This is a genomic window from Rickettsia massiliae MTU5 (assembly GCF_000016625.1).
GTDB lineage: Bacteria > Pseudomonadota > Alphaproteobacteria > Rickettsiales > Rickettsiaceae > Rickettsia > Rickettsia rickettsii.
In genome coordinates, this window is sequence record NC_009897.1 from 1 (window position 1) to 15,286 (window position 15,286).

The window sequence follows — 15,286 nt, forward strand, 5'->3', positions numbered from 1 at the left end:
TTGATACGATATGCAAAAATAAACACGGGCAGCATTATTTTTACACGTAATAAATATATACTATTTCTACGTAGCGGTCAAGGGTTTCAGAAAAAGGAGCATAAAATGCAATCATTTTACCCGCTTGCTACGCCAAGTGATAATGTAGGTATACATCAGTACTATGATACCACCAAGAATCAATCATACGTCCCAATAACTGGATGCGTATTATCTCATATATTATCAAGCAAAGAGTTATCTACTCTTGAGAAAATGTACTACATCTTAGCTGATGGGCTTTCTTGTATTAACTTTTCTAAGGGACGTAATAGATCTATATCTCTACCTGCTAAAAGCTGGGCAGAAAGACTATCTTGCTCTAAATCTGAAGTATTTGTGCTTCAGAAATCCCTGGAAGATAAAGGACATTTCATTATTACTAGAGATAAGAACGATCAAGGTCAGAATAAACGTAACATTATTACCACAACAATACCCGACAAGGTCTTTAATGATCTTAAATATGAACCTGATAGGTTTGATCTAGGTGATATCGATAATACAAAAACACGTCACTCTAAGTCAGATAAGTTAGATTCTATAGATAATATCTTTGTGTCAACCATAGAAGGAAAAAGGCAACATCTTGAAAAAACTAAGATGTTTATAAGAGTACCTTATGAGTTCTTAAAGCAATTAAATTCTAATTGTAGCATTTCTGCAACAGCAAAGACTATAACACTCTATCTTTTTACAAAGATTTATAAATCTTCATTATCTAGTAATAATGATAAAGGTAACAGAGACACAGACAGTAAGGAGAAAGACAACAGGATAACTACAGAGACTTATATTGATGCCAGTAACAGCAATAAGAATGATTATAAAGATGTTTATGATCATGCTTATGACCATGATCACTCTATAACTAATAATCTGCACTCTATTGTCACTTCTTATCAAGAATTACAGAAAGAACTTAAATTACATAGAAATTCTATTTCTAGAGCATTAAAGGATTTAGAAGATAATAATCTTATTAAGCGAGATAAGTTAGTTATCAGAAACAATGATGATTATAATAGCAGGGCTGATAAATCTTTATGGCAAATATCTCTTCTGAATATATCTCTAATAAATAACAATGATCAGAAAAAACAGAAAGAGCAAAAGCAACAAATAGTAATTGAGTATAATAACAATAAAGCCTTAGAAATCGCTAAAGAATGGAAATGCACAGAATATGACCCTCCTTGCACTGATTCTGGTCAATTATATAATAAAGACTTTGTATTAAAGAACAGTATTATTAAAAATATAGATTATATAGATGTAAATCTTAAGAATTTATCTTGCAAAAAAGAGTTTTTGGGAAACGAGCTTTGCTCGTTTCCATCTGAATGTTATAACAATTCTTCTTTTTTAAATGATTCTGAAGCTGGTTGTTTTGTTTCTAAGAAAGAATACTATGAAACAGCTAGTTTTAAACTACCTTGTGCTAATATACATCCCGAGATTGTTGCAAGAACCATCAAAGATATATCTGAAAATAAAGAATTAAGGCATTTCTATCCATTATCAGAAAAAGATGTAGATATGCTTAACTTCAAAGCAAACAGGGGATTTAGCACTAACTTTGTAAACCAGTTACTATTGAAGCTATATATCAAATATCCTGAAAAGAAATTTAAGAATAAATTTACCTTCTTAAGCTATATGGAGAAAGTGCTTGCGAGCGAAAAACATCAAGGACCACTTGTTAATCATACAACATTTAGATTCAGTTGTAATATAGGTGCTGAAGAGCAGAACATGTTAGAACATGAGCAATATTTAAGCCACATAGAGAATTCATTTGATACCAGTAAAGAAATGCAGGTAAAGAAGAAGATAGCAGGAAGATTTAGCACTTCCATAGCGTATTCAATACTAACTCAAGTAGAGTTTAAGATAAATGCCAACAACAGCTTTATAACTGTATTAATTCCAAGTAACCTAGCTTTAAGCGAGCGACAAATAGAGATCTTAAGTGAGCAGCTAGAAGCAGTATATGGAATGAACGGTTATTATGTGCAGGAGGTAGAAGAGATGGAGGATACAAGCAATGAAAGAAATCGGAGAGATGAAGAAAAGGTAATGCTATATCCTAAAATCACAACATCTGATATTGTGTCTAATGGTACACATGCAGGTATTTTAGCGAAAAGTGGGGGATTAGATACGATCGAAGTAGATACAGCATGGCATCATATCAGACAAGGATTAATTGAAGAGTTAGGAGAAGCTATGTATACAGCTTGGTTTGAAGAAGTAGTAGTAAAGGAGTGCAATGATACTTCTACACTAAAGCTTACAATGCCAACAAGATTTATGGCGAATTGGGTGCGTAATAATTACTCTCATGTGATACAGAGGCTTGGCTCTAGTGCAGGGGTTAAGAGAGTGGAATATGGATATTAGTTAAAAAATTATAGTCAAAGTAAGTGAAAACACAGAATCAAAAACATAAGCGAAGGTAATCCTCCCTAAAAAAATCGACAAGAAGAGTAGAAGTTTCTAATAACAAAAAAGGAGCTTCTGTAAAATGACTATATCAAAGCATAGTGACAGCCAAATCATGTCTATCTTAAAGCAAGCAAGTAGTGGTGTACCCGTAGCATCGATACTTAGAGAGTACAAAATATCATCATAGAGATCAAGGTATGGAGGTATGGATTTACCGATGCTTACCAAGCTAAAGGAATTAGAATCGGAGAATGTCCGACTTAAAAAGATGTATGCTGAGGAAAGGTTAAGAGCCGATAAAACAATAAATGATTGCTGGTCTATGGACTTCATCATGCATAATAGTTTAGAGAATGGAAGAAGATATCGTTACATCATGTTGTATCAAGTTAGGTTCTACGCTGTTGGCTATACTTTACGTAGGCTGGATTCTCACCAACTGTTCCTTACGCACTTTGCTTGGCACACTGGCGGATGGACTTAAATGCACCATTAAAAATTTTAGGTTATAATGCTCCCATGCAATCTATATCCTCTGTTAGTATCTGTGCATTATGTATGACTTCTATATCTGGTGTCTTATTTATTCCATAAATACGACTTTTAATTGTATCAATATTTACATCTTCATTACTGTGACCAATCCGTATAGTCATGGTGCCATTACTATCTGTATCACTAATATCATCAGATTCCGCATCCCAATCCCATACCTCGCATCCTGAATCATTTTCTTCATTTCCTGAAGTATGATCCGATTTTGAATTAGCCATTTCCCGCACTAAATCTGGATCTAGTTGTGGGAATTCTATACGTTGTAGTTTACTAAAGTGACCATCATAATAATCAGTTTCATGATATGGCTGTTGCCCTGTAAGATGAATTATAATATTCATCTCCTTAACTGTTGCAGTAAGTATACGAATTCCGTACAGCCCTATCGCATTACAATCAAGATTAAGATATGTAATCTTAGTATCCTTCAATATCTTCGCGAGTGCTATTGCACCAGTATTGTCTACATTATTAAACTCAAGATTAAGATATGTAATCTTAGTATCCTTCAATATCTTCGCAAGTGCTATGATTCCTGCAGCGTCTATACTGTTGTATCCAAGATTAAGATGTGTAATTTGAGTATCCGGCAATATAGCAGCTAGTTTTTCCACTGCATCATCTATTGTAGTATCTCCTACATTATTACTACTTAAATCAAGATGTGTAATTTGAGTATTCTTTAATATAGCCGCCAGCTCTACAGTTCCAGTATCGTTTATCGCATTACTGCTCAGATTAAGAGATGTAATATGCATATTATTCAATATCTTAGCCAGTTCTCTAACTCCTATATCACCTATGTAATTCTGTCTAAGATTAAGATATGTAATTTGAGCATCCTTTAACATAGGTGTCAATATTTTGATTTCTGTATCTCCTATATTATTATTGCTTAAGTCAAGATATATAATTTGAGTATCCTTGAATATAGTCATCAATTCTTCTATTCTAATATTCATTATGTTATCATCAGAAATAAATTTTATGGTAATAATATTGATACAATTTTTTTGTTGAGATCTTCTCTTTTGAGAACTCAAGACATCACTACTACAATTTGTGTTGTCACTATTATTCTGCAAATGCAAATTCACTTCTGTGCAAAATAATTTGTCTTTTTTCTTGTACCCTTGGACATATTGTAATTTCTTATTAAAAGTCTTACTAGGAGGATTATTAGTATTTTGATTATTTTGTATGACTGCATCTATCAATAAATTCTTGTTTATGTAATTTAATTCATAATCTGATTTCATTTGCATACTAGAGGTAGTATTAGTATATGTATTTATACATTTTAAATAATATTTTAGGTATGCATGATGATCATTTAGATTAGGATTTTTATTAGAGGTATTGGCTATTTTGATTTCTTGAAGCTGATTTGTAGAGAGTTCACCATCAGATGATAGGTTTTTCTCTGTGTATCGCTGTTTCTCGAGATGCCGTTCCTTAATTTGTGTATTATAACTAACTCGCTTCTTTAGCATTGATAATGAATTTTTAATACTATTCTGATCTGTCCACATATTTTGTAGTGATACATCTTGTAATTGTGATGTCTTGCCTGTATCTGTTGCTATATATGGTTTTCCTTTACTCACTAAGATCAAAGTTTTTTAATTTATATTAACTATTTTTGCTGTATCAACATAATATCTAGTATTTTCGTGATAGATAGATACATCTTGTAATTGTGATGTCTTGCCTGTATCTGTTGCTATATATGGTTTTCCTTTACTCACTAAGATCAAAGTTTTTTGATTTATATTAACTATTTTTGCTGTATCAACATAATATCTAGTATTTTCGTGATAGATAGATACATCTTGTAATTGTGATGTCTTGCCTGTATCTGTTGCTATATATGGTTTTCCTTTACTCACTAAGATCAAAGTTTTTTGATTTACATTAACTATTTTTGCTGTATCAACATAATATCTAGTATTTTCGTGATAGATAGATACATCTTGTTTTAATGTTCGATCGTTTGGCTTTATGGATCCTATTATATATGATATTAAGCCGTCTAACCTATTTATTCTAAGATATTTAGGTACTATAGTAGGTATACTACTATATTGGTTTAATGTGTTGAATATAAATTTGTTTAATATGTTATGAGTAACATCAAGATTATTACAGTTTTGTAAGTTGAGTTTATATTGCAAATGTGATGCAGAACCAGACTGTGCAATGCTGTGCATCCTTCTGGTACGTATTTGTACTTCTAGCTTCCGTAAATCTTTATCTATTATTACTGTATGTAGTGATTGATAATTATTTTTCTTTGGGCACTTAATAAAATCTTTATTTCGTTTTGGAACATGTGCATAATAGTTTAAAATAGTATTTAATACCTTATAACATTCATTATCTTGTGTTACTATTACTCTGATGCCGATAATATCACATAAGTTTTTTATTTCATTAGACTTATTTACTAACTTTTGTGCTATAGAATAAGTAGACTTAACTCGTCCTGATATTGCATATGCTACATCCAATCTGGATAAAATATCATGAAATGAATTAATTACTTTAATAACTAACTGATCTGGATTTTGATAGTTTACTTTTAAGAAATCAGTTATAAATTTGTATAACTTAGGCTGTAATATTTCTAAACAAACATTTTGTAATACATTGTTAATTTTCTCTACTGTTATTTCTTTAAATAAAGGTACGTATATATCTTTTATCTCTTCACTCATTAAGTAATATTCTATATCTGATATATTGCAATTAAATATTATTTTATGTAATAAATAAGCAAATCTTATTAATAAGATTCTGATTGCAATATTAGGCTTTAATGAACAAAACAACTGAAACGTTTCTTGTATTGTATTACAATATGTATTTTGTATTCGAAATAATTCAGCCAGTGAAAAAAATATCGTAGCTATTTCTTCACCAAAATGATATTTAATGTGCGTTAATGTTAAGTGATTTTTTAGCTCAGTAAAAAATAACAAAGATGTAATAACGGATTTAGTATCAGGATATATTGAGATCAGGGTTTCTGATATTTCTAATGAGTACTTATTATTATGACAATATTTTAAGAGAAACTTGATAGCCTTATCAAATTGTGTACAATCAAAATGATGATCATACCTTTGAAGTATTGTAATGATATGTTGATAAGTCATGATGTTTGATACAACTTGAGTTAGTCTCTCCGTCAAAATCCTACGAGCCCTTATAGGTCATAGGGTTTTAAGGAAGTAATAGCCAAAAATCCATAAGAAAATGAAAGGTTTGATATCAAAAGCTTATGGCAATAAGCAAAAATCGCAATTGGAAATAGGGTATTTTTTATACAACAATTTGCAATTAGGAGGGTGTCAAAGTCTATTCTCAGGAGACAGTAGTGGGTTTGACTTATCCAACTATTAATAAGATTTGCTTATTTATTATTTAAATTGTGTGATTTACAAACATAGTTACAACTAAAATGTCTATTTAATTCGTAACTAATTAAGCATGTTCATAGAACTGTGTTAAACTAGAAACCTCCCCCAATAAGACACTCTATATAGACGATTACTACTTATTTCTCAATTCTTAATTTGCATACCTCTCTTAACTTGACGGTGCCTTCTATATACCTCTAAAATCTTCCCTTCTTTGTTTTCTTGCGGCTGCAGTTTTGCTGCCGGTAAAGTCTTGATGTTTTTGCTGATTTGCTTCATAAGCTCTGTCACCACAACCTCGGGCATATTCTATTTTTGCTTTAGCATTCTTATCTTCTTTGGTAGTGTGTGCAAAGCGAGCTTTTATTTTGTTTAAACGCCTCATATCATCAGGGCCTAGCTCAATATTAGCCTCTTTAGCTTTTTTTCAATACCTGGTTAATTTGCCCCTATATTTATTTATATTCTTATTCTATATCTTTTATTTGTTTTGCTGTAGTCTTTTTATCAAAATCTTCCATCATTTTCTCCGATATTTAAGTTAACAATATATCTATTATCGTACACCGAGTAATTAAAAATTAACCAATTTGTGTTATATAAACTTTATCACTTCTTCAGCAATATATAGAATTCTATTGCATTTATTGCCAAGTTCTGTGATATAGAGGTTTTGTCACGTCTATGCATTATGCTCAGGATTTTACACTAAAATTTGAGATTTTAGACGCTATGACGCCATTAACATTTTTAAATTCTTAAAAGTAGCTCTATTCTTTAATTAGAACCTACCAATCAAGGTTAAACAAAATATTATGATAATGATAATTAAAAATTTAAAGTATTACCCATAAAGTTAAGGAGATGTTGTATATTAGTCTGATATTAGTATTTATTAAGTATCATAAAGTATACTTTAAGAGACTTCAAAAACTCTTGTCTTAATTAACGTCTCTTTATATAATTCTTGTAAACTTTAAAAGATTATAAGACATAAATATGGCAACAGTAGGATATGCGAGAGTTAGTTCATCAGGACAGTCGCTAAGTGTACAACTAGATAAATTAAAAGATTGTGATAAAATTTTTCAAGAAAAGAAATCCGGTTTTGGCGGCACAAGAAGCGTGCTAAAAAATGCATTAGATTATGTACGTGAAGGCGATATATTCACTGTCACAAAACTAGATAGATTAGCACGCTCTACTGCACATTTATGCAAAATTGCTGAGATTTTAGAACAGAAATCTGTAGCACTTAAAGTTCTAGATCAAAATATAGATACTAAAGATGCAACTGGTCGATTAATATTTAATGTGTTAGGAGCGATCGGACAATTTGAAACTGAGATTAGAGCTGAGCGACAAATGGATGGGATCTTAAAAGCAAAAGAGAGAGGCGTGAAGTTTGGCAAGAAGAAATACTTAACACATGAACAATTAAGTGCGTTGAAAGAGAAGCGAGAGCAGGGTGTTAAGATCAAAACTTTAATGCAAGAGTTTAATTTATCAAAAGCAACTATTTATCGTTATCTTGCTCAGGAGCTTATTTAATTTCTAGCATACTTTTGCGCTCATTTTCCAGTATATATAATTGAATTTAGAACAATAAAAATAGAATGTAAATTATGTACTATACTGCATTGAAAGATATAAAGGAAAGTTGATATTAAGATTCAAAAAAGAAATAGATTTAGAAGAATTTAAGTCAAGGGGCGAAGCCCCTTTGACTCAAGAATTAGGCTTTGAGAAGGTTATTGATTTCAGAAATAGATAAGCCGGTAATACGCGAAACCTCAGGAATAGAGTAATTATTAGAAAGCATATTTTTAGCTACTTCCATAGTTCTTTCATGTTTTCCCTCATTCTTACCAATCTGCATGCCTTGAGCAATCCCCTCATCAATATATTTATCAGCAATAGTTCTCATAAGCCCCTCCCCGTCTGCTTTATTTAGATGTTTTGCTATGATTTTAGCTAGCTCTGCTTGTTTATCTGCATCTACCTTAGCATCACTATACCACAATAACCATTTAATGTAAATGTATCCATTTTTCTTATCTATTTCTATACTACTTTTAAACCTCTCAAGTAGGCTTTGCCATAGATTTAAGATATCACGAGCCTTGATATGTTTAAGCATATACTCCATCATACCAAGATGCTTTTTTTTCTCTATTTCATCATCACTTTGTTTTTGCAAATCAACAAGCAAGTATTCATCTAACATTAGAGTTTTAGCAGTATTACTATCTTCAAATAATTCCCAAAAGCTCCTTGGAGCATTATAAGGTTTATCATTTGCATATACTACTATAGGACATATTAGAGGAAGTTTATCTCTTTCTTGTTTGTTGTTACCCTTATTTGCGTCCTTATATCTTTCACATAATAGCAGCATATACTGCCACAGTCTAAAGGCAATCCAGTAATCACTACTAGACTGATGTTCTATAAGCACATATACGTAAGCTTTGTCATTATCTACACTATCGGTGGTACTATCTTTCACATTATCATTTTTTAAAGAAACAGAGTAAACAACATCACTGAATCTCTTTTTTAAATCTTCAGTAACAAAGCTTTCCTTTTCTATTTTAACACTATTTAGATTAATCTTGTTCTTAAATGATACTGGCAAATAATGCTCCAGAAACTCACGAGCAGCAATAGGCTCGCTCATGACCTTTTTAAATAATTCATCATGTCTTGGACGCTCAGAAACACCGCTATTTTCTAACTCTGTTTGCTGTTGTTTCTGATTATGCTCTTCATTAGTCATGCTTGTCAATCCTTATAATCTCATGGTCATTGTATGTTCTAACTCTTTCTCTAGGCGGGGTTCTTTAACTTCTGCTTTTACCTTAGCAAAGGTTGATGCTACAGGCTTCTCATCTACAAAGCCTGGTATATTATTTTGCATCCCATGCTTCATATATTTAAGCGAGTATGAATATTTCTTAGCTCTTACCATCGCATGCTCATCATCTAATAGCTGCTTTCACCACGATGCTCCATATAATACTTCTCACATGTTGTACTTAAAGTTTTAAGCGCATTATGACTATCAGAAGAGTTAATTAGTATCTCGTGATCCTTTAATATACCATGTTTTTGGGCATACACCATCATATTATGCATAAAAATTACCTACCGTTAAAACAATCACAGTGTTAATCAGTTTTTTAAAACTCAGCAAATATGACGATGAGTGGCTCAGAGTAGGGCATCAACTACTGCTACTGCAAAGACCTACAGATAAGCGAAGATGCTATAGGTCAGCTTTATTATGTTTTAAGTCAGTAATCAAAACCCATTCTGATAATTACGTAGCATATTACTTTGGCGGTATCATTATGTTGGCTTGGAAGTTATGACGAAGCAATAAAGATGTTTGATATGAGTCTTCGCTGTAACAAAGAAGAAAGCACTGCTCTTGTACATGAAGGCATCAGACTTGCTACAGGAAATAATAACAGTGGTAATGGTGATGCCCATGCAGAAATGTTTTTTGTTAAATAACGAGAGTTTAACAGTGAATGAGGGGCCTAGACAAGCTAGAGAGGAAAATCATTAAAAAACTTCAAAGATACAAAATAGATGGGGTAGGGAAAATTAGTGCGACTAATCACAAACAACGTATCCCGAGAATGCACCACGAGAATGCACCAGCAAATTGTTATGTTGGGATGATACCGCAAAAGCAAGGCAGATATCATGAGAGCTTAGCGACTTACAGAAAAGCAATATCATTAAGACCTGGGGCTTCGGTCTTTGCTTTTTATATTTGCGTAATATCAAAGGTTTTGGTTGGAATCACAAACGTGTATACAGAATATATAAGGAATTAGCACTTAATATGAGAATAAAGTCTAAGAAAAGATTCCTTAGAGAAAAGCCTGAAAAGCTTATAGTACCTAAAACAATAAATGCTTGCTGGTCTATGGACTTCATGCACGATAGTTTAGAGAATGGAAGAAGATATAGTTTATTTAATGTGATTGATGACTTTAATAGGGAGGGTCTTGGTATTGAGATTGACTTTTCGCTACCGGCAGAAAGAGTCATAAGGGCACTAGATCAAATTGTTGTTCATTCAGCCAGGTTAACCTCAGCAAAATGCATATATTGAAAGATATAATAGGACTGTAAGATATGATTGGTTGAGCCAGCATTTATTTTATAATATACAAGAGTGCAAGAGGTACAAGATCTTGCCACTAAATGGCTTTGGTCATATAATAACGAAAGACCAAAAATTAGCTTTGGCGGCTTAACTCTCTACCCTTTATTACCATTAAAAATGTGGGGATTACCATGTAGAATATAGATGAAAAGTAGCATTGCTACTTTTCATCTAGAAGTGAGTAGGATATCAAGATCCAATTGATCTTATTCAATTGAATTTTGCTAAATAACCGTATAAAGTCCTTAGATTTTATATAAAATATGTTATTATTTCAACGAGCAATTAGCATAGAAATTCACTTAATCCTAAAATGCTAGAATCATCATAATGTTGTACTATTGGTATATAGACAGTTGCAAGTCTTGGTGGTAGTTGCGGGTAATCATAGATTGGTGCACAATTATCACATATTGGTATTCCAGAGTCGCTGTCCTCTATATGTAATTGAGCAAGTCTATGAGAATTGACATGACTGCTCTCTTGAGTAGAGCTATCAGTTGAACTCATTAACTCCATTCTGTCGTGATCATCAGAATGTGAGCTAGAGGGACTCATTAACTCCATTCTGTCGTGATCGTCAGAATGTGAGCTAGAGGGACTCATTAACTCCATTCTGTCGTGATCGTCAGAATGTGAGCTAGAGGGACTCATTAACTCCATTCTGTCGTGATCGTCAGAATGTGAGCTAGAGGGATTTGAAGTATCATATGTAGCTTTTGTATATGTAGCCCTCTTACTAACAATGTCTACAATAGCATACTCCGTCCCATCTGCCGAAGAACTATCACTGTAATAGATTTTAGCTTTTCTATTATTAATCTCTATTAGAGTAGGATCACTAATATTAATATCAGCAGCAGTTTCCGTTTGCGCCACAGGTGTTTTCTTACAGTATTTATTATACATACAAGTTAGTAAATATGTAATTGATACGGCTGATGCTAAAACTAACCCGCTTACGAGCATAGTACTATCTTGGCTATGTTGTTCATCGTAGTTACTAATATCAGTACTATTGGTACTATTATAATCTATAACTTCATTAGTATAGTTTAAGCTTGTATTTTCGGTTACGGTTGTAAAGAAGAAGTCTAGTATAGATGAAGTGGTGTTATTAATTACATCAGGTGTTACTTCTTGCAGCATGTGTTTTAACTTATCAGACATATATTTTATAAGGAAGATACCACATTTTCCAGTTTTTGGTGTACGCATAGATATATCATGACCTTGTAGCACTACCTTATGCACATTTTTAATCAGTACTGACTCATCTGTAAGACACTGATGTTCATACAATAATGGAGTGTTTACCGGGACTAAAGATTTTATATTCTGTCCCAAAGATTCTTGTATCATTGAATGAGCTTACAATTCTAAATATGGTACCATTGAGGTGTTCAACATATGCTTTGAGGCCTAAAGAGTTCGTACTTTTGCTGAGCAATTCAAAAATATTGCATGCTACTTTTGTATCGAGTGAACAATTGTCAGTAGGGAAACATTTACTAGAAATAAGTTGCTGATCCATAAGATAATATTTGCGATTACGTAACATGTTACCAAGTTTTACAACATCAAATGTTTTATTACTATCTTCACATGTGTTGGTATTACCCCAGATTGTGCGGAATGTGTTTAGCAATAGTGGAAAAATTTCATTCATTTGTATCTCTCTAGTTTTATTAAAAAATTATTTATTAGTGGTATTGATTGATATTGCCACTATCTTGCCCTGGCCCATCATATAACCTTTTTTCATTTTATCAATTAGATTATGGAAAGATATTATGAATTATCACACAAAGATAACCAATTATAGTATTTAGGCAATATAAAGTAGTATATTGAATAGCTTAAGGGTACGAACTTAATAAATTATAAATATTAGATTATCTTATCTAATATTAATTAGGTGTTTGAGTTAGGTTTAGAGCATTTAAGGTATTTTTAGTTTTTGGTGGCACTTCTTCTTTAGTTACTAAACTTGCTGAAGCCCCCTCAAGATTAAATCTTTGTGCTCCTTCAATAAGGAGTTTTTTATATCCCGTGAGCATGAGTTCTTTAAGTCTCTTGATGGCAATCTTAAATATGCAGAGCAGTATGATAGTAGTTTATTATCTGCAGTATCAAATGCTAAGACTATCGAGCAAGATAAGCTAATCACTAAGATGAGGATTGGTTATTATGATCTGCATTGTCAGCATTGCACGCTTGATCTACAAAACTCGCAACATTAGGGTCATAAGATATGTGAACTAATCTTGCAGCTTTAGGTTTTTTTATGATGCATGAGGTTTTTGAAGCAACTCTTGCTGGTTGCTAGAATTATGAAAGCCAGCGGGGCCTAAAGTGTTGCGGGGACTAGAAAAATGAGCAGATGTTACTCTACTAATTATTGCCATCACATACATTATGTGTTATATTTATTGTGACCTCGTATCTATTTAGGGGTGACTTTAATCACCAGTAAACACTCTCCTTGTCCAAAATTTGAGTGTTTACTGGTTTTTCTTTTTATAAGATAGTATTGTACTTTATTATGCAATCCACTACCTCATACTGCTACTTTATTAAATATATTTTGGTGTGTCAAGAAAATAGTTTCTGGTATTCAGAAACTATTTGTATGATATTTTGAGTTATTTATGGATATTTCACTAAGGATACAAAAATTTTTAAGTCAAAAAATTAAAACTTATAAAATACAACAAAAAGATTTGGTATTAGGAACATCTTTATCGCGATCTACTATTAGCAAACTCCTAAACGCAATTTTACTTAATCCTAATATCATCACTATTCTTAAAATTGCAACATTCTTTGAATGTGATATAGATGAAGTACTTGGTCGCGCAAAATTTATAAAAAATACAAAAAAATATCAATTATATGTATCTTTAACTTTAAATGATATTAATAATCATTTACTCTCTTTTCTTAAAACAAAAATACAGCAACTTAACATTACAGAGTATATATTGGAAAAAAATTGCAGAGTAGGTAGTAGTACTATTACTCATTTTATTAATACAAATAGTGATAATAGAATTTTAAGTACTAAAGTTATCGTAAAACTGGCAGATTATTTTCAAATCTCTATAGATGAAATGATTGGTAGGACCAAAATATAAACATACATATTCCTATATGTTTATATGCTCATATGATTTGTACTACACTAAAATTTAGTTATAAGTCTGATCAAGAAACGTGACGAATAGTATTTTATCCTGCTTAACATTAAGTATCCTTGCTTTAATAAACAAAAACATTAAGTTAAGACATATAAGCATATATATGTCTATATACTCTTTTCTACAGCTTCTATAATTATTTCAGTCATTGTTACCTCCCTCCTAGCCGCCTCGATTTTTAATTTCTTATGCAATTTTTCTGGTAAAAAGATAGTCGTTCTCTTATGTTTTTGATCTTGTTGTGCATGTTTTATATTACCCGACACCCATGCATCAATAAATTGAGTAGTATTTTTTTGTACCGGTTTTTTGGGGAACTCAATTCTTTTTCCTGTCATGACCTGTTCAATTAGTTATATTTTTCTAAAATTTCATTTGTTAAATCTGTTATTTCTCTAACGGCTAGATTGTCTCTATTATGCTCTTCCATAACTGTGGAACCAATAGCTGCTGTTTCTGCATATGCCACTCTCTGACAAATATGTGTTTGTAAAATATCCATACCGTAATGATCTAACGCTTGTTCCACATCTCGACCAATAGCAGTATTGGATATTTTCCTATTAATTAAAAAGGCGGACTTTATATTTTTTCTTCCTTCTAATGGTTGAGATACTTCTTTTATAAGGCTAACCACTTCATTAGCTGCCCATATATCATAAGGTGACGGTTGCACTGGCATTACTACCAGGTCACTAGTAACTATTGCAGACTTAGCAACATCATATATCCTTGGTGGTCCATCAATAATTATATGATCATAATTCTTAACCAATTTTGATACCTCTTTATGTATTATTGGTTTTGTGAGCCCAACTACAGTGAATAAACTTTCTTTTCTACGAATTGCAACCCAATCTAGGGAACTATTTTGTGGATCCGCATCTATTAAAAGCACTTTTTGCTTTTTTAGTGATAGACATGTTGCAACATTAATTGAAAGTGTAGTCTTACCTACACCTCCTTTTTGATTCAAGAAAGATAAAATCATAATAACATTATTTATTTTTTATACGATAATATAAATATATAAACATACATATGTCAATATGTTTATATTAAATTGTAAAAACATACATATATATTAACATATATATGTTATGTGCTCTGATTTTAAAATAATTATTTTTTATGCGTGAAATAATTATTCTTATTGACATGTGTACAAAATATGTTTAATTATGATTATAATTCATTTATCTCAATGGCTTTATGCTGAAGAAAATAAACGTAAAAAGGATATCTTTAGATATTCCAGAGCATATTATAGAAAAGATTGATAAAATTTGTGCTGAAAACTTTATCACGCGCAGAAAGTGGTTTATAGACGCTGCAAATGATAAACTCGAGAAGTATGAATTAAATAAAATAGATATGATAGTGAAAAAATAAACTACAGGTGCTAAGTTCTCAAAATAGCTAAAAACTCAACACCTTGA

At 31.7% G+C, this 15,286-nt stretch carries 14 protein-coding genes and 2 pseudogenes; 7 read left to right on the top strand and 9 right to left on the bottom strand.

Going from position 1 to position 15,286, the window contains the following annotated elements; translation table 11 throughout:
- The first annotated feature begins 105 nt into the window (after window positions 1-105).
- Both RMA_RS07430 and RMA_RS11575 read left to right on the top strand, forming a co-directional pair.
- Window positions 106-2,442 (top strand): DnaA N-terminal domain-containing protein, encoded by a 2,337-nt coding sequence (locus RMA_RS07430; RefSeq protein WP_012152319.1) that lies wholly within the window; start codon window positions 106-108, stop codon window positions 2,440-2,442.
- Window positions 2,443-2,566: 124 nt separating this feature from the next.
- Window positions 2,567-2,785 (top strand): annotated as a pseudogene (locus RMA_RS11575) (IS3 family transposase); the annotation flags it as partial.
- 208 nt (window positions 2,786-2,993) lie between these two features.
- On the opposite strand, the gene RMA_RS11580 reads toward RMA_RS11575, so the two are convergent.
- The 3 genes from RMA_RS11580 to RMA_RS07450 all read right to left on the bottom strand — a co-directional run bounded on the left by RMA_RS11580 (window position 2,994) and on the right by RMA_RS07450 (window position 6,849).
- A complete protein-coding gene (locus tag RMA_RS11580; protein WP_238375601.1) occupies window positions 2,994-4,649 on the bottom strand; it encodes a hypothetical protein in 1,656 nt (551 codons plus the stop codon).
- A 15-nt stretch (window positions 4,650-4,664) separates the two neighbouring features.
- Window positions 4,665-6,236: a bifunctional (p)ppGpp synthetase/guanosine-3',5'-bis(diphosphate) 3'-pyrophosphohydrolase gene (locus RMA_RS11585; RefSeq protein ID WP_238375602.1), complete on the bottom strand. Its 1,572-nt coding sequence runs from the start codon at window positions 6,234-6,236 to the stop codon at window positions 4,665-4,667.
- Between the two features lie 415 nt (window positions 6,237-6,651).
- Window positions 6,652-6,849 (bottom strand): hypothetical protein, encoded by a 198-nt coding sequence (locus tag RMA_RS07450; RefSeq protein WP_049749396.1) that lies wholly within the window; start codon window positions 6,847-6,849, stop codon window positions 6,652-6,654.
- Window positions 6,850-7,463: 614 nt separating this feature from the next.
- Here RMA_RS07450 and RMA_RS07455 point away from each other — a divergent pair.
- On the top strand, window positions 7,464-8,015 hold the full coding sequence (locus RMA_RS07455) for a recombinase family protein (protein WP_012152323.1): 552 nt from the start codon (window positions 7,464-7,466) through the stop codon (window positions 8,013-8,015).
- 184 nt (window positions 8,016-8,199) lie between these two features.
- Here RMA_RS07455 and RMA_RS07460 read toward each other — a convergent pair whose 3' ends face one another.
- A complete protein-coding gene (locus tag RMA_RS07460) occupies window positions 8,200-9,243 on the bottom strand; it encodes an Rpn family recombination-promoting nuclease/putative transposase (protein WP_012152324.1) in 1,044 nt (347 codons plus the stop codon).
- 12 nt (window positions 9,244-9,255) lie between these two features.
- A complete protein-coding gene (locus RMA_RS11835) occupies window positions 9,256-9,384 on the bottom strand; it encodes a hypothetical protein (RefSeq protein ID WP_269208505.1) in 129 nt (42 codons plus the stop codon).
- 419 nt (window positions 9,385-9,803) lie between these two features.
- On the opposite strand from RMA_RS11835, the gene RMA_RS10150 reads away from it, so the two are divergent.
- Window positions 9,804-9,983: a hypothetical protein gene (locus tag RMA_RS10150; protein ID WP_187145926.1), complete on the top strand. Its 180-nt coding sequence runs from the start codon at window positions 9,804-9,806 to the stop codon at window positions 9,981-9,983.
- A gap of 232 nt (window positions 9,984-10,215) precedes the next feature.
- Window positions 10,216-10,791 (top strand): annotated as a pseudogene (locus tag RMA_RS11590) (integrase core domain-containing protein); the annotation flags it as partial.
- Between the two features lie 141 nt (window positions 10,792-10,932).
- Here the strand turns inward: RMA_RS11590 and RMA_RS07475 are convergent.
- Together RMA_RS07475 and RMA_RS10155 are read right to left on the bottom strand one after the other, a co-directional pair.
- Window positions 10,933-12,009: a hypothetical protein gene (locus tag RMA_RS07475; RefSeq protein WP_012152327.1), complete on the bottom strand. Its 1,077-nt coding sequence runs from the start codon at window positions 12,007-12,009 to the stop codon at window positions 10,933-10,935.
- Between the two features lie 548 nt (window positions 12,010-12,557).
- A complete protein-coding gene (locus tag RMA_RS10155) occupies window positions 12,558-12,707 on the bottom strand; it encodes a hypothetical protein (RefSeq protein WP_187145927.1) in 150 nt (49 codons plus the stop codon).
- A gap of 591 nt (window positions 12,708-13,298) precedes the next feature.
- Between RMA_RS10155 and RMA_RS07480 the strand changes: the two genes are divergently transcribed.
- A complete protein-coding gene (locus RMA_RS07480; protein WP_012152329.1) occupies window positions 13,299-13,784 on the top strand; it encodes a helix-turn-helix domain-containing protein in 486 nt (161 codons plus the stop codon).
- 170 nt (window positions 13,785-13,954) lie between these two features.
- Here RMA_RS07480 and RMA_RS07485 read toward each other — a convergent pair whose 3' ends face one another.
- Window positions 13,955-14,185 carry a hypothetical protein gene (locus RMA_RS07485; RefSeq protein WP_041405066.1) on the bottom strand — a complete coding sequence of 77 codons (231 nt, stop codon included), beginning with the start codon at window positions 14,183-14,185 and terminating at the stop codon, window positions 13,955-13,957.
- 11 nt (window positions 14,186-14,196) lie between these two features.
- On the bottom strand, window positions 14,197-14,841 hold the full coding sequence (gene parA, locus RMA_RS07490; RefSeq protein ID WP_337998669.1) for a ParA family partition ATPase: 645 nt from the start codon (window positions 14,839-14,841) through the stop codon (window positions 14,197-14,199).
- Between the two features lie 218 nt (window positions 14,842-15,059).
- Between parA and RMA_RS07495 the strand changes: the two genes are divergently transcribed.
- Complete coding sequence (locus RMA_RS07495) at window positions 15,060-15,239, top strand: hypothetical protein (protein ID WP_014372988.1); 180 nt, start codon at window positions 15,060-15,062, stop codon at window positions 15,237-15,239.
- Window positions 15,240-15,286: the final 47 nt, after the last annotated feature.